Source organism: Fructobacillus sp. ESL1117 (genome assembly GCF_058508565.1).
In genome coordinates this window covers 1,101,822-1,117,500 of record NZ_CP196385.1, presented here as the reverse complement: position 1 = coordinate 1,117,500, position 15,679 = coordinate 1,101,822, and the positions used below count along the sequence as shown (strand labels likewise).

Genomic DNA, 15,679 nt, shown 5'->3' with positions numbered 1-15,679 from the left:
GAACCGCTGACCCCCTGCTTGCAAAGCAGGTGCTCTCCCAGCTGAGCTAATCCCCCATGCGCTGGTTGTGCTTCACGCACTCAAAACTAAACAAAACTTTGCACAAATCAAATTGACTCTGACGTCCCTGTAACGCTCCGATTATCCTTAGAAAGGAGGTGATCCAGCCGCAGGTTCTCCTACGGCTACCTTGTTACGACTTCACCCCAGTCATCTGTCCTGCCTTAGACGGCTCCTCCCTAAAAGGTTAGGCCACCGGCTTTGGGCATTACAAACTCCCATGGTGTGACGGGCGGTGTGTACAAGACCCGGGAACGTATTCACCGCGGCATGCTGATCCGCGATTACTAGCGATTCCGACTTCATGTAGTCGAGTTGCAGACTACAATCCGAACTGAGACGTACTTTAAGAGATTCGCTTACCCTCGCGAGTTCGCTGCTCGTTGTATACGCCATTGTAGCACGTGTGTAGCCCAGGTCATAAGGGGCATGATGACCTGACGTCGTCCCCGCCTTCCTCCGGTTTGTCACCGGCAGTCTGTCTAGAGTGCCCAACTGAATGCTGGCAACTAAACATAAGGGTTGCGCTCGTTGCGGGACTTAACCCAACATCTCACGACACGAGCTGACGACGGCCATGCACCACCTGTCACTTTGTTTCCGAAGAAAACAGCACTATCTCTAGTACCTTCAAAGGATGTCAAGACCTGGTAAGGTTCTTCGCGTTGCTTCGAATTAAACCACATGCTCCACCGCTTGTGCGGGTCCCCGTCAATTCCTTTGAGTTTCAACCTTGCGGTCGTACTCCCCAGGCGGAACACTTAATGCGTTAGCTTCGGCACTAAAGGGCGGAAACCCTCTAACACCTAGTGTTCATCGTTTACGGTGTGGACTACCAGGGTATCTAATCCTGTTTGCTACCCACACTTTCGAGCCTCAACGTCAGTTGCAGTCCAGTAAGCCGCCTTCGCCACTGGTGTTCTTCCATATATCTACGCATTCCACCGCTACACATGGAGTTCCACTTACCTCTACTGCACTCAAGTTCGACAGTTTCCAAAGCACTTCCACAGTTGAGCTGTGGGCTTTCACTTCAGACTTATCGAACCGTCTGCGCTCGCTTTACGCCCAATAAATCCGGATAACGCTCGGGACATACGTATTACCGCGGCTGCTGGCACGTATTTAGCCGTCCCTTTCTGGTATGGTACCGTCATGTAAAGATCATTTCCTACCCTTACCGTTCTTCCCATACAACAGTGCTTTACGACCCGAAAGCCTTCATCACACACGCGGCGTTGCTCCATCAGGCTTGCGCCCATTGTGGAAGATTCCCTACTGCAGCCTCCCGTAGGAGTTTGGGCCGTGTCTCAGTCCCAATGTGGCCGGTCAGTCTCTCAACTCGGCTATGCATCATTGTCTTGGTAGGCCTTTACCCCACCAACTAACTAATGCACCGCGAATCCATCAAAAAGTGGTCCAAACGGACCTTTTAACGTTTTGTCATGCGACAGCACGTTTTATACGGTATTAGCATCTGTTTCCAAATGTTATCCCCTGCTTTTCGGTAGGTTATTCACGTGTTACTCACCCGTTCGCCACTCGCTTGAAGAGTGCAAGCACTCTTCGCTGCGCGTTCGACTTGCATGTATTAGGCACGCCGCCAGCGTTCATCCTGAGCCAGGATCAAACTCTCATGTTAAAAGTTTGAAGATTGCTCTTCGATTAAACTGACTAGTTGCTATCTCTCGATAACGCCTATCCGTTTATTGTTTGTTACGAATTGACTTCGCAAATTTGTTTGTGACTACTTACCAAGTAGCCACCGTTACAGATTTGTTTGTTCAAAGTTTTGTTCAGTTTTCAATGTGCGATGCCTTGTTGGGCAACTCATTTATCTTACCTTAGCTGTGACCTAAAGTCAACAACTAATTTAGAAAGTTATTTGAGTTGCTTTGTTAGGGCAACTTGATTAGTTTATCAGGAATGTTGAAGCTTGTCAACAACTTTCTGATGAACTTTTATCAACTGCCGGTCATCTCTGACAACCAGCGCCTCGCTCGAAGCAGCTTTGCTTCGTAACGAACAATAACTAGTATAGCGCCTACCTGACTACTCGTCAACACTTTTTTAATAATTTTTTGAAAGTTTTGATTACGTTAAAAGGCGTTATTGTACATTTTTCGATGATGACTACTTTTTGTTAATTTATTGTAAAAAAATACTGTACTTTACACTCCTTTAAATTTAACATTTATCTAAATATGATTAAAAATGCGACTTTTTGTAAATATTTGTGGTAAAAAATTATGGTTTTCGTATAATTAATATAGAATTTATTCTTTATCTAATAGTACTAATCAATTTCAATCATTGATTTAGAAAGGTGTCTAAACGGGAAAGGAGGCGAATATGGCTTGCTATATTCTAACAACAAAGAAGCGTGACCAGCGCTTGTTCCGTAAAATCTTAATCGATCCATATATTTTTGAAACTCCACGAGAACTTTTACTCGCGATTCGCTCAAATAAACGAGGTCCAATTTTGATTATTGATTTGGAGATCCGCGGTCACGAAAAGATTGGCTTTCAAACTGCCGAATTAGTTAAGAAGAACAATCCCAACGCCCAAATCATTCTCTTAGCGGAAGATAGTCGTTTGGCTAATTATTGTTTCGAATACCAAGTTGGGGTTTTAGACTTCATTATTAAGAATGACCGTGATTTAACTTTTCAAAAGCGTCTTTTACGTGCCATTGAAAAGGCCCAATACAATCTTCACAAAATTTTTTACACAAAACCAAATTTTGTACGTTTTCCAAACGGAACACGGTCAATTTTGGTTGATTTAACACATGTCATTTACATCTCTTGTGAAAAAGGGACTCACCACCTCATTTTGCATGAACACGACCGTATCACGAAAATCAGGGCAACACTTAAAACCATTGTCCCACTCCATAAAGATATTTGTCAGATTCACTCAAGCTTTGCCATTAATTTAAACTATTTAAAGGACTACCAACCCAAGAAAAAAATTATTACGCTCTCAACTGGCAACGCTTTACCGGTTTCTCGTCGCTATGCAAGCGAAGTCCGAATGCACACAACTTGGTTTACTGAACCACCGAGCAAAGATGAAAATCCAAACTTCAAACGCAACGATTAAAAGAAAAAACATCACGACCACAGATAGTGTAGTTGTGATGTTTTTAAAACTGATTGAAACGATTTGCTAAACAAAAAAAGAAAATCACTGATTCAAAATCACTTATTACTCCCAATATCATTCGCCTTAACGTCATCAACAAAGGATGGCGGCCACTTACTGAAAATAACAGCAAACAGCAACTCCCAAAAATTAAAGTTGCTTTCTATCACATCCCGATCCATTCCGAAAATTATCTAATATTATTGCTAGCTATTATCATATCTTGATGGGCTTAAGATGCCAACCTCTTCATTTTATTTTTCTAAAATAAAAACACCACGGTTTAATCACAGACAATTTGTCCCTGACTATTGTGGTGTTTTATTTTGATTATTGCTCAGAATCTGTATCGTTTTGGTCAGCCTCTGCTCGAGCAACTAAGTCACTAACTTGGTCGCTAACAGGGGACTGGCTATTATCTGCTGCTTCTTGGCTTTGAACCAAAGCAGCTTCTGGACTATCTTCGTCCATCTCAACTGGTTCCAATTTCGTCAAGGTTGCTACCTTGCTGTCGTCTTCCAAACGAATCAAACGAACGCCTTGCGTTGCTCGACTGGTTTGACTAACTGTATCAACGCTGAAGCGAATCATAACGCCCTGGTCAGTAGTGACCATAATGTCTTCATCGCCATCAACAGTGACCATGGCAGCCAGTGGTCCGTTCTTTTCGGTGATTGTTGCCGTCTTGATCCCTTTACCGCCACGACCCTTAACAGGGTATTCAGCAGCTGCTGTTTGCTTCCCATAGCCCTTTTGACTAATCACAAAGACCTTCGAGTCCGGAGTTAAGATATCGGCACCGATCACTTCATCTCCGTCACGCAAGTTGATTCCTCGTACACCAGCAGCACCACGACCCATTAGTCGGACCGCTTCTTCCGCGAAGGTCACGGAGTAACCATTCATCGTGGCAATCACAATATTTTGCAAACCATCTGTTTGCAAGACCTTCAAAATTTCATCATCGTCACGTAGGGTCAATGCTTTCAAGCCAGATGTTCGAATGTGGGCAAAGTCTTGTACCTGTGTCCGCTTAACGACACCCTTGCGAGTAACAAAGAAGAGATTATCTTGGCTTTCAGCTGGATTACCACTAACAGATAGAAGGGATTGAATCTTTTCATCTTCTTCAAAGTTCAAAAGATTAATCACAGGGATTCCCTTAGCCTGACGACCATATTCAGGAATCTCATAGCCCTTCATCCGATAGACCTTTCCCTTGTTGGTAAAGAAGAAGAGAGAGTCATGGGTTGAAAGGTTAACCAACTGGTCCACAAAGTCTTCATCATTCAGATTCATCCCTTGAACACCACGACCACCACGGTTTTGTGCCTTAAACTCGCTCGCTGGCACCCGCTTGATGTAGCCGTTATTAGTCAAAGTAACAATGACATCTTCTTCTTCAATCAAATCTTCGTCTTCGATGCTGGTAACATCACCAACTTGCAATTCTGTCCGACGAGGATCACCAAAACGGTTTTGGATTTCAAGCAATTCATCATAGATCAACTGATCGATGCGTTCTTGGTGGGCCAAGATATCCTTCAGATCAGCAATCAAAGCAACCAACTTTTGGTATTCGTCTTCTAGCTTATCGCGTTCCAAACCGGTCAACCGGACCAAACGCATGTCTAAGATGGCCTGTGACTGCTTGTCCGAGAGGTCATAGCCCTCAATCAAACGTGTCTTGGCTTCATCAGAAGTCTTGGATGAACGAATAATATTGATAATTGCATCAATGTGGTCAAGGGCAATGCGCAAACCTTCTAAAATATGTGCCCGTGCTTCAGCCTTCTTTAAGTCAAAGCTTGTCCGACGACGAATGACAGAACGCTGGTGGTCCAGATAGGCCACCAGGATTTCCTTCAAACTCAGCGTCTTCGGAGCACCATGGTCGATGGCCAACATGTTGAAAGAGAACCCAGTCTGCAAAAGGGTTTGCTTGTACAAATTATTTAAAATAACCGATGCGGAAGAATCTCGTCGGACATCGATTGAAATCCGCAAACCTTCACGGTCGGTTTCATCACGAATACCGGTAATGCCTTCAATCTTCTTATCGCGAGCTAATTCCGAAATCCGTTCAATCAAACGCGCCTTGTTAACGGCGTAGGGGAGTTCTGTCACGATAATCTGTTCTCGACCTGATTTTGTCGTTTCAATATCGACCTTAGCCCGAATCGTTATTGTGCCCCGACCGGTTTCATAAGCCTTGCGGATACCAGCCTTACCCATGACGATTCCACCAGTTGGGAAATCAGGACCAGGTAGTGCTTCCATCAAATCAGCCGTCGTCGCCTCCGGTTTGTTCATCAAGATATGCAAGGCCGAAATGACCTCGCCCAAATTATGCGTTGGAATATTGGTTGTCATTCCAACGGCGATTCCGGTTGCACCGTTGACCAAGAGGTTCGGAATTCGAGCAGGTAGAACCTCCGGTTCGCGTTCCTCACCATCGTAGTTTGGCACGAAATCAACCGTATCCTTATTCAGGTCACGGACCATTTCCATTGCCACTTTCGACAAACGAGCTTCCGTATATCGCATGGCAGCGGCACTATCACCATCAACAGAACCAAAGTTTCCATGGCCATCTACCAACAAGTAGCGGTATGAAAAGTCCTGCGCCATTCGGACCATTGATTCATAGATTGCTGAATCACCGTGAGGGTGGTACTTACCCATAACATCCCCGACAATACGGGCTGATTTTTTATGGGGTTTATCTGGCGTATTGCCTTGCTCAATCATCGAATAAAGGATTCGACGATGAACAGGCTTCATCCCATCACGGACGTCAGGCAAAGCCCGAGCCACAATTACTGACATGGCATAGGACAAGAATGACGTCTTCATTTGCTCGGACAAATGCGTATTTTGAATCCGAGTATCCATTTCTTCTGGCATTTCATTTACTCCTCGTCAAACACGACCGACAATTAAATATCGAGGTCTTGAACAAAGACCGCGTTATCCTCAATAAACTGACGCCGTGGTGGCACATCGCCACCCATCAACATATCAATCACAGCATCAGCTTCTTGGGCATCGGCCGGGTCAACCCGTAACAACCTTCGGTTAGCAGGATCCATCGTGGTATCCGCTAATTGGTCGTAATCCATCTCGCCAAGACCCTTATAGCGCTGCACCTTTGGCTTGGCATTACTTGGTAATTGAGCTAAGTAGTCTTCTAGTTCTTTATCAGAATCCAAATAAGTCATGGTCTTGGAATTTCCCAAAGAAACACCGTACAAAGGTGGTTGCGCAATATAAATATAGCCAGCATCGACCATTGGACGCATATAGCGATAAAACAGCGTCAACAACAAGGTCCGAATATGGGCACCATCGACATCGGCATCCGTCATGATAATAATTTTGTGGTAATTGGCTTTTTCAACATTAAAGTCATCCCCAAAACCAGAACCTAGCGCTGTAAAGAGCGAACGAATTTCTTCGTTGGCCAAAACTCGGTCAAGAGTTGCTTTCCCAACGTTCAAGATTTTTCCACGAATTGGCAAAATAGCCTGTGTCAAACGGTTACGACCCTGCTTAGCTGAACCACCGGCAGAATCACCCTCAACAATAAAAAGTTCTGAAATTTCAGGATCCTTTGAAGTGTTATCGGCTAATTTACCAGGCAAATTCGAAATTTCCAAGCCCGACTGCTTCCGGGTCATTTCGCGCGCCCGTTTAGCTGATAACCGGGCACGTTGAGCGAGCGAACCTTTTTCAACGATTTGCTTAGCAACTACTGGGTTTTCAAGCATAAAGCGTGAAAAAGTCTCAGAGAACATCCGGTCAGTCGCCTGCCGGGCATCCGAATTCCCCAACTTTGTCTTTGTTTGTCCCTCGAATTGAGGGTCTGGGTGCTTAATCGAAACAATGGCCGTCATCCCTTCCCGGACATCTTCTCCGGTTAATGATTCGGCCCCTTCTTTAATAATCTTTTGTTTGCGAGCATAGTCATTAATTACTCGGGTTAAAGCTGTCTTAAAGCCGGTTTCGTGCGTCCCACCTTCATAGGTGTTGATGTTATTGGTAAATGTTTTCAGATTTTCTTTGACACCCGTTGTATATTGTAAGGCAACTTCAACGACAATGCCGTTCTCCTCACCCTCAACATAAACTGGTTGGTCAAACAAAGCCTGCTTATCTTCGTCAAGGAAAGAAACGTATTCCTTAATCCCACCCTCAAAATGGAAAGATTCACTAAGGGGTTCATCCGAACGCTTATCCTCAATTGAAATCCGCAACCCTTTGTTCAAGAAGGCTAATTCTCGAACACGGGTTAACAGAGTTTGATAGTTATAAACAGTTGTTTCTTGGAAAATATCAGCATCGGGCTTGAAATGAACGATTGTTCCTCGTTCAATTGGCAATGGCCCATCTTTTTTAGTCATTTTTGTTTTGACATGACCGGTTTGAAAGTCCATATAGTAAAGCTGACCATCACGAACAACTTGGACATCCAGTGCCGTTGAAAGGGCGTTAACAACTGAGGCCCCAACTCCGTGCAGACCACCAGAAACCTTATATCCGCCACCGCCAAATTTTCCACCGGCGTGCAAAATTGTAAAAACGGTTTCCAAGGCTGGCTTGCCCGTCTTTGACTGGATATCAACCGGAATCCCACGACCATCATCCGTTACGGTGATCGAGTTATCTTTCTCGATGGTCACGGTGATATGACTAGCAAAACCGGCAAGGGCTTCATCGATTCCATTATCGACAATTTCCCAAACCAGGTGGTGCAAACCTTGGGCCGTTGTTGTCCCAATATACATTCCAGGGCGCTTTCGAACGGCCTCTAACCCTTCCAAAACTTGGATTTGGTCAGCATTATAGGCATCCGCATCCGTATGCATTTGACTTGCTTCTTCCGGATTTACTGCGGCCACTTCTTGATTTTCTGGATACTCTTGCTCTGCCATCATTCTCCTTTACGCCATCATGGCTACTCTTCCACTTGCACATGACCAGCTTTGACGATAAAAATTTTTGGTTCCTTGATCAACTGACGGGCCACTTCCGTTAGGGAAGGGGCCGTGATAAAGGTTTGAACCTTGTCTTGAATAGCCATTAAAAGGTGCGTTTGCCGGTTGGCATCCAACTCACTTAAAACATCATCCAAGAGCAAGACGGGATACTCACCCGTTTCTTGATGCATCAATTCGATTTCACCAAGCTTTAAGGCTAAGGCCGCCGTCCGCTGTTGTCCTTGCGAGCCAAAAACCGCCACATTGGCTTGGTTGACATCAATAATAAAATCATCTCGATGTGGACCTGCCAAAGTAGTGCCTTGCCGCTTTTCACGCTCGGCATTCTTCTCAAAGACCAACAAAAGAGCCTCTTGCACTTGATCTTTTTGCATCTCCACTTCAACTGGAATCGCCGTTTGGTAATGCAAGGTTAAAACCTCTTTTTGACTGGCTATTTCCTGATGAATTTGATTTGCCTGGGCTTCTAATTTGATTAAAAATTGCTGTCGAGCCAAAATAATTTGACTAGCGACGTCGATTAGCTGCTCAGTTAAGACATCTAAAAAAATCTGGTCGCGCTGGCCACCCTGGGCCCAGGCCTTTAGATAGGCATTGCGTTCTTTGAGAATTTTTTTGTATTGGCTACTTTGCTGTAGATAGAGTTTGTTCATTTGTCCAAACTCGATGTCGATAAAACGGCGCCTAATCGTCGGTGCTCCCTTAACCAAATCCAGGTCTTCCGGAGCAAATAAAATGACGTTTAGCTGACCAATGTAAGTTGACAGCCGGGATTGATCAAGATGATTAACCCGAGCCTGCTTGCCTTTAGCAGACCAAGAAAGGGAAAGGGGCGTTTGACCAAACCGATTTTTGATTCGACCAGCAATTTTTGCCTCTTTTTGTCCCCACTGAATCAAATCCTTATCAGTTTTTGTCCGGTGGGAGCGAGCTAATGCCAGTGCATAAATACTTTCCAAGAGGTTTGTCTTTCCTTGGGCATTCTCACCCAAAAAGACGTTAATCCCACTTTGGAAATGCAAATCAGTTTGATCATAATTACGGAAATGGTTGAGAGATAAATCGCTTAGTTCCAAGATCCTGGTCCACTTGGCTTTTGCTTCGATGACCGCTGAACCGCTTTGTTACTTGCTCGTTGTTGACGAGCAAGCGCTGTTTGGCGTTTCTTTTCCTTGTGTGCTGCTTGCTTTTGACTAGCAGCAAATCGAGCTAAGATTGCCTGTTTTTCAGCTTCTTCGGCCTCTTCCTCTGCGCTTTGGTTATCAATCAAATAGCGCGTTTCTTGGAAGTCAACCTGGTCACCTGGGTACAATTTCTTACCCCGGCGATTTTCTTCTTCGCCATTTAACAACACTGATTGCTCAGCGAGAAAAGCTTTTGCCTGGCCACCAGAAGCAATAATGTTTTCCATTTTAAGCAACTGAGCCAGGGTGATATAAGCGGTTTTAATTGCTACGCGTTCAGCCATCGTTTTCCCCGATTTCTTGGTAAATACTTACTCCGTTATTATACCATACTTACGCTAATTTGCCCCTGAGAGCCGTTTTTAGCTTAATTTCTTTGTTTTGGACATTCATGCCAAACAGATAAAAAAGTAGCAGCAGGCTTCCTTGTGCAAATTGGCACAAAAAAAGAACATCAACCAAAGAAGATGTTCTTTTCTAAAGAATTAATTAAAATGTGCGTACTGGTGTTACCAATTGGAGTTGTTTATTATCGGTTTCACCTTCAGGGATGATGATGAAAGGCCGTAAGTTAGTTGTAAACTTCAATTCAACCGTTCTTCCCTGCAAAACGCGCAAGGCATCACGAACATAATCTGGATTAAAAGAAATTTCCAAATCTTCACCAACAACCTTTTTTGCTGTCAGCTCTTCCTTTACTTGACCAACTTCTTGTGAATTTCCAGAAAGTTGTGCTTGGCCATCTTTAATGGTCAGCAAAATCACGTTATTGCGTGATTCGTGTGACAGCAACGAAGCACGATCGATGGCACCTGACAAAACGGCCGCATCAATTTGCAGTTCGGTAGTTGCTTCATTTGGAATCAAGCGATCTGTTTCTGGATAATTTCCTTCCAACAAGCGTGAATAGAAAGTCGTCTTACCAAAGATAAAAGCAGCCTGGTTGGTTGAAAGCTTAATTTCAACACGATTTTGTCCATCTAACAATGATTGCAATTCATTAAAGGCCTTTGCTGGAATAATAACCGATATTTTATCAGTATTTTCTGTTCCAGTTAACGTTACGATTCGTTGCGACAAGCGGTGTGAATCAGTTGTAACAGCTTTAATTTGGTTGCCATCCAACGTTAAATGAATTCCCATTAAAATTGGACGACTTTCTTGCGTTGAAGCTGAAATTTTTGTTTGGGCAATAATTTCAACTAATTGAGCAGCGGAAACCTTTAATGATTTGCTTTCCGTTAGTTCCGGTAATTTTGGATAAGCTGAACTTGGTTGGCCATTAATTTTAAATGATGCTGAACCAGAAGTAATCAAAGCTTGCAAACCATCAATTTCAAGTGTCATTTTGTCAGCAGGTAAATGCTTGACAATATTAATAAAGAAAGTTGCGGGGAGGGTAATACCACCTGTATTTTCAATTACTAATTCATTAGTGGTATCACTTGCTTCCAATGCGATTTTAATTGAGATATCAGCATTTGATCCCGTTAAGACCAGGTCTTCTTCGGACAACTCTAATTTAATGTTAGTCAAAATCGGAATGGTTGTTCGAGATGAAATTGCGCGAGCAACATCATTTAAAGCTTTGATAAAGGCTTGACGGTTAATCGAAAATTTCATGGCGTACGGCCTCCTTTATGGTCGGTACATCTATATTATATTAGTATTATTTAACTAGTAGTAATAATAAGGGCTGTGGAAACGGGGGATTGAAGAATCAGTCCTAATTTACTCGCTTTTTACCTGTTGATAACTTTGGGACTAACTTGCTAGAAAAGGGAGTGTTGTCCACAAGGCCTATTTCCCGTTTTTTATCTCATTGGCCAGGTCTTCAATCAGTTCCTTTGTTTTTGGTTCCGTTTCGACCTGTTCAGCTACCTTGTTGTAGGCATGTGAAATCGATGAGTGGTCGCGACCACCAAATGATCGACCAATATCTGGTAAGGATTTATTTGTCATGGTTCGGGTGAGGTAAATGGCGATGTGTCTTGCCGTTACTAAATCAGCTTGCCGTCTAGATCCCTGCATATCGGCAATTGTTTGCATAAAGTAGTTAGCAACGGTTTCTTGAATCCGCTCTACCGTAATCTTTTTGCCTTGGTCAATGTTTAGCTCGGTCAAAATTGATTGGGCCGTTTCAATGGTTGCCGGCTTGTTCATGAAGCGAATCTTGGCTTCAAACTTATGAAAAGCGCCTTCCAAAGAACGGACGTTGGTATCAATCTTTTCGCCAATTAGTTCCAGTACCTCGTTTGGAATATCTAGATCATTGCGTTCTTGCAAGTTGCGCAAAATTGCGACCCGGGTTGGTAAATCGGGCTTTTGAATGTCCTGGGTAATTCCCGCTTCAAAGCGGGAGGTCAACCTAGTCAGTAAGTCTGGAATATCAGTTGGATAGCGGTCGGAAGTCATCACAATCTGCTTACCAGCCTTGGTTAAGGCGTTAAAAGTATTGAAGAACTCTTCTTGCACCTTTTCTTTACCAGACCAGAACTGAATATCATCAATTAAAAGCATATCCAGCGATCGATATGTTTTTTTAAATTTAGCCGTCGCATTGGAATCGGCTTTGTTTCCTTCACGAAGTGAATCCGTAAAGTCATTTAAAAAGTCTTCTGCAGTTGCATATTTGATGCTGGCATTTGGGTGGGTAGTTGCATATTCATTACCGATTGACTGCATCAAATGTGTCTTACCCAGACCAACCCCTCCATAAATAAGGAAGGGGTTATAGACCTTGCCGGGTGCTTCAGCAACTGCTAAGGCAACTGCTAAGGCGTTTTCGTTTCCGGCCCCTTTGACGAATTTATCAAAGGTAAAATCAGAATTTAAATCGTTTTCTTGGGAGAAAGGAATTTGGGTCGGTTCATTGTAGCCATTGAAGTTACCGCTTGTTTCAGTTTCGCTGTCTTCTTCGACTTTTAGTTCTGGTCGAATGAAGTCGCCGGTAATTTCGTTGGCATGCTGGACGAAATCCATCGCATACTGTTGTGTATTCCATGCTTGAATGATATCAGCGGCATGGTCGGTCGGAACAGATAAAACAAGTTTGCCATCTTTAAAGCCAAGCGGCGTAAGTGGGGCAATCATTGCTTCAAAACTGACAGGACCAGTTGTTTTGTAAAGTCTGAGACTGACCTCTTTCCAAAGGACGTCGGGATCAAGTTGTTTTGCCATGTAAATCTCCAAGAAAAGTAGATAAAGGATGAAGCTATGCTGAATATTATAGCAAAAAAAAGGGGTAAAGACTAGTTATCCACAGGAAAGAGGATAAAAAGAAAGTTATCCCGCTTGGGGACTAATAACTGTCTGTCATGTGGAGAAGAAAGGGAACAAATTTTCGGGTTATCCACATATCAACAAAGTTATCAACGCCACAAAGTGGACTAATTTCGTTTTGTCTGACTTTTTCAACGTTATCCCCAGAAAGCAGTCCCCAGCCTGTGGATATGTGGATAAGTCGTGCATAAGGCGTGAAAAGACAATTATTGTCCCCTTATGTCCACAACCTTGTGGTTTTCTTTTGGATAAAGGCGTGGAAAGCTGATTTGAGCCAATTTTAAAATTTTTAGTGTTTTTGCTGGCGACTTTGGTGCAAAACTTGCCTCAACGGCGTATCCATGGTATGATTAGTCTCGAATTGCAAGAAATTTTGCAGACAAATTATTAATGGAGGAAATATAGATGAAGCGTACATTCCAACCAAAGAAGCGTCATCGCGAACGCGTACACGGTTTCCGTAAGCGTATGAGCACTAGCAATGGCCGTAAGGTATTGGCTCGCCGTCGTGCTAAGGGCCGTAAGGTATTATCTGCCTAATCAGGTCGCTGCATGCAGTGGCCTTTTTATTTTTATTGGATTTTTAATGCAGGGTTTTCCTGTGTACATAAGTGAACGGTGATTTAGGTAAGAGACCATGCGCAAGACATTTCGGATTAAAAAACCAGCCGAATTTCAAAACGTCTTTGACCACCATCAATCGGTGGCAAATAAGTATTTTGTCTTATATCGGTTAAAAAAACAGAATCAAAAACATTTCCGTCTCGGGCTTTCAGTTGGTAAAAAAGTCGGTAAGGCCCATGACCGGGTTTTTGTTAAAAGACGAATTCGACAAGCTTTTTTGGAATTAAAACCAGTGTTGAATTCAGATGTTGATATCTTAGTGATTGCCAGACCAGCTGCAGCACACCAGTCCCAAGCTTTTATTAAGAAACAACTTGAACATGTACTAAAGCTTGCGAAACTTTTAAAGGAAGAAAATCATGACTCGAATCAATAAATGGGTAAAAACAATTGGCTTTTTGCCGCTGCTCTTAGCAGCATTGGCAATGGTGGGCATCATTGCTGCTGACCATTCATATAGTGGCCATGTGGCAGGTTCTGGCTTGTGGGGTGGTTTTGTTGCCATCTTTATTCGTTCTATTTTGGGCGTTTCTTCCTGGTTTTCGTCTTCTTTTGGACTTGGAATCATTGTCTTTACGGTTTTTGTTCGTTTTCTGATTTTGCCATTAATGGTTTATCAGGTTGATTCCATGAAGAAAATGCAGGGCTTGCAAGATGAAATTAAGGCCTTGCAAGATACTTATCCTGGTCGTGATACTGAAAGTCGGCAGTTGCTAGCTGCTGCTCAGCAACAACTGTACAAGGACCGCGGTATTTCACCTTTTGCCTCAATGCTGCCTTTGTTAGTTCAAATGCCGGTTTTGATTGCCTTGTATCAGGGAATTCACAATTCACCTGTGTTACGTTCAGGCTCATTTCTTTGGTTGAATTTGGGACACCAAGATCCTTATTTCGTCTTGCCAATTTTGGCTGCCTTGTTTACCTTTGGTTCGTCATGGTTGTCAACCCAGGCCAATCCGCAGCAAAATGCGATGACGAAAGCAATGCCATATGTCTTTCCTTTTCTAATTTTGTTCACAGCCTTAGCTGTTCCTTCTGCCGTTTCTCTTTATTGGGTGGTTGGAAACTTGTTCCAAATGGTGCAAACGTTCTTCTTGCAAAACCCATTCAAGATGCGCCGCGAGCGAGAAGAGGCCTTGGCTTTGGAAAAAGCGAAGGCACGTAAGGTTCGTAAGGCCCAACGCTCAAAGAAGCGTAAAAAGCGCTAATTGTATTGTTTAAATGAAGTCACAGCAAGTTCTTGCTGTGATTTTTTTTGATTCCTTTTATAGTGAAGATGTCTGTTTGATGGTCTTGAAAGTTTAAGCAACGATGGTTTAATTAGACTGTTTTTTTTGCTATGATACCTAGTGTTATTTTCTTTTAAAAATCAGTGAGGGAGGGTCATCATGATTGAAATGTTAAAGCAGACACCAAAGTTTTCTTGGTACCATATTACCGATATGAGTTCTGCAGATGAGAAAACACTTTTGGACGACCATGGTTTAACAAAACAAATGATTGGCTATGCGGATGACCATAATGAAAGTGTTCGAATGGAATTTGATCCTGAGGCCGACGAAGCCTTGATTATTTTAGATGTTATCTCCGCTGAACCGGAACCGGTTTTAACTCGTCCTTTAGGAATTGTTTTGGTTCATGGTGACTTATATACTTTTGCGCATCGTCCAACGAACTATATTAAGAAGAATTTTTTAAATGGCGATACAACCTTTCATCGAACAAATGATGAAGAAATGTCAGTTTTCGAATTTATGGTGACGGGTATTTATCCGTTAATGACAATGTTTGGTGATGAAATTACTGAAATTAATCGACAAAGACGGGCAATTCAAGCACAATTTAGTAGTCGTAAGCAACTAACGAAACACACCAATGATTTATTGCACCTGCAAATTCAAATGATTTATCTCCAAAATTCGTTGGCGAATGATTTAATTATGTTTGATCAGATTCGACGCTCATATGAGAACCATGTTTCGGAAGCCGACTTGGATCGATTAGATGCTGTTCGGGTTGAGGTTGAGCAGGCGCGCGACATGGCTGGTTTAGCAATGGAAGTGATTAATGCTGTTGCTGATGCGACAGGCTCACTTGGTAATCGTGATTTGAATTGGACGATGAAGGTCTTAACTGTCTATTCTATTGTCTTTACAATTCCAACGATTGTTTCTGGTTTTTATGGTGAAAACGTTGATTATTTACCCTTTGCTCATGGTGCTTCTGGGTGGTGGGTGACCATCATTATCATGTTCTTAATGATGATTGGTGCAATCTATTTGTTCCATCATTATGGTTTTTTGAAAAAGTAAATAATGAACCTGATTTTTATGCTACATTGCCGTATAATAAATTTATAACAATTATATTTCGAATGTT

The 15,679-nt window shown here is 42.9% G+C and carries 11 protein-coding genes, 1 tRNA gene and 1 rRNA gene (1 of these 13 running past the window's edge); 5 read left to right on the top strand and 8 right to left on the bottom strand.

Features of this window, described 5'->3' with window-relative positions; translation table 11 throughout:
* Positions 1–56: transfer RNA gene (locus ACSYSH_RS05160), tRNA-Ala, on the bottom strand (it extends 17 nt beyond the left edge of the window).
* Positions 57–151: 95 nt separating this feature from the next.
* Positions 152–1,702, bottom strand: a 16S ribosomal RNA gene (locus ACSYSH_RS05155).
* A 710-nt stretch (positions 1,703–2,412) separates the two neighbouring features.
* Between ACSYSH_RS05155 and ACSYSH_RS05150 the strand changes: the two genes are divergently transcribed.
* A complete protein-coding gene (locus ACSYSH_RS05150) occupies positions 2,413–3,168 on the top strand; it encodes a LytR/AlgR family response regulator transcription factor (RefSeq protein ID WP_489816148.1) in 756 nt (251 codons plus the stop codon).
* Positions 3,169–3,540: 372 nt separating this feature from the next.
* On the opposite strand, the gene gyrA is transcribed toward ACSYSH_RS05150, so the two are convergent.
* From gyrA to dnaA, 6 genes are all read right to left on the bottom strand, one after another.
* The gene (gene gyrA, locus ACSYSH_RS05145; protein WP_252773305.1) at positions 3,541–6,117 is read right to left on the bottom strand and encodes a DNA gyrase subunit A; all 2,577 of its coding nucleotides are present in this window, start codon (positions 6,115–6,117) and stop codon (positions 3,541–3,543) included.
* Between the two features lie 32 nt (positions 6,118–6,149).
* Entirely contained in the window at positions 6,150–8,144 is a 1,995-nt protein-coding gene (gene gyrB / locus ACSYSH_RS05140; RefSeq protein WP_489816532.1) for a DNA topoisomerase (ATP-hydrolyzing) subunit B, read from the bottom strand.
* Positions 8,145–8,167: 23 nt separating this feature from the next.
* Positions 8,168–9,286 carry a DNA replication/repair protein RecF gene (gene recF / locus ACSYSH_RS05135; protein ID WP_489816147.1) on the bottom strand — a complete coding sequence of 373 codons (1,119 nt, stop codon included), beginning with the start codon at positions 9,284–9,286 and terminating at the stop codon, positions 8,168–8,170.
* Entirely contained in the window at positions 9,277–9,678 is a 402-nt protein-coding gene (gene yaaA / locus ACSYSH_RS05130; RefSeq protein ID WP_252773307.1) for a S4 domain-containing protein YaaA, read from the bottom strand. Before yaaA ends, recF begins: the two co-directional genes overlap by 10 nt.
* Positions 9,679–9,883: 205 nt before the next feature.
* Entirely contained in the window at positions 9,884–11,017 is a 1,134-nt protein-coding gene (gene dnaN / locus ACSYSH_RS05125) for a DNA polymerase III subunit beta (protein ID WP_252773308.1), read from the bottom strand.
* A gap of 177 nt (positions 11,018–11,194) precedes the next feature.
* The gene (dnaA, locus tag ACSYSH_RS05120) at positions 11,195–12,574 is read right to left on the bottom strand and encodes a chromosomal replication initiator protein DnaA (protein ID WP_252773309.1); all 1,380 of its coding nucleotides are present in this window, start codon (positions 12,572–12,574) and stop codon (positions 11,195–11,197) included.
* Between the two features lie 507 nt (positions 12,575–13,081).
* Here dnaA and rpmH point away from each other — a divergent pair.
* The 4 genes from rpmH to ACSYSH_RS05100 all read left to right on the top strand — a co-directional run bounded on the left by rpmH (position 13,082) and on the right by ACSYSH_RS05100 (position 15,612).
* A complete protein-coding gene (gene rpmH / locus ACSYSH_RS05115) occupies positions 13,082–13,216 on the top strand; it encodes a 50S ribosomal protein L34 (protein ID WP_047975516.1) in 135 nt (44 codons plus the stop codon).
* 97 nt (positions 13,217–13,313) lie between these two features.
* Positions 13,314–13,676 (top strand): ribonuclease P protein component, encoded by a 363-nt coding sequence (rnpA, locus tag ACSYSH_RS05110; protein ID WP_252773310.1) that lies wholly within the window; start codon positions 13,314–13,316, stop codon positions 13,674–13,676.
* Positions 13,660–14,508, top strand: a complete 849-nt coding sequence (locus ACSYSH_RS05105; RefSeq protein WP_489816144.1) for a membrane protein insertase YidC — start codon at positions 13,660–13,662, stop codon at positions 14,506–14,508. Before rnpA ends, ACSYSH_RS05105 begins: the two co-directional genes overlap by 17 nt.
* A 180-nt stretch (positions 14,509–14,688) precedes the next feature.
* Positions 14,689–15,612: a magnesium transporter CorA family protein gene (locus tag ACSYSH_RS05100; protein WP_252773312.1), complete on the top strand. Its 924-nt coding sequence runs from the start codon at positions 14,689–14,691 to the stop codon at positions 15,610–15,612.
* The last annotated feature ends 67 nt before the right edge of the window (positions 15,613–15,679 follow it).

Bases quoted from the DNA above. Each gene is read 5' to 3' on its own strand.
- ACSYSH_RS05150 (WP_489816148.1), top strand. From the start codon at position 2,413: ATGGCTTGCTATATTCTAACAACAAAGAAGCGTGACCAGCGCTTGTTC.
- rnpA (WP_252773310.1), top strand. From the start codon at position 13,314: ATGCGCAAGACATTTCGGATTAAAAAACCAGCCGAATTTCAAAACGTC.
- dnaN (WP_252773308.1), bottom strand. From the start codon at position 11,017: ATGAAATTTTCGATTAACCGTCAAGCCTTTATCAAAGCTTTAAATGAT.
- rpmH (WP_047975516.1), top strand. From the start codon at position 13,082: ATGAAGCGTACATTCCAACCAAAGAAGCGTCATCGCGAACGCGTACAC.
- yaaA (WP_252773307.1), bottom strand. From the start codon at position 9,678: ATGGCTGAACGCGTAGCAATTAAAACCGCTTATATCACCCTGGCTCAG.
- gyrB (WP_489816532.1), bottom strand. From the start codon at position 8,144: ATGGCAGAGCAAGAGTATCCAGAAAATCAAGAAGTGGCCGCAGTAAAT.
- gyrA (WP_252773305.1), bottom strand. From the start codon at position 6,117: ATGCCAGAAGAAATGGATACTCGGATTCAAAATACGCATTTGTCCGAG.
- dnaA (WP_252773309.1), bottom strand. From the start codon at position 12,574: ATGGCAAAACAACTTGATCCCGACGTCCTTTGGAAAGAGGTCAGTCTC.
- ACSYSH_RS05105 (WP_489816144.1), top strand. From the start codon at position 13,660: ATGACTCGAATCAATAAATGGGTAAAAACAATTGGCTTTTTGCCGCTG.
- ACSYSH_RS05100 (WP_252773312.1), top strand. From the start codon at position 14,689: ATGATTGAAATGTTAAAGCAGACACCAAAGTTTTCTTGGTACCATATT.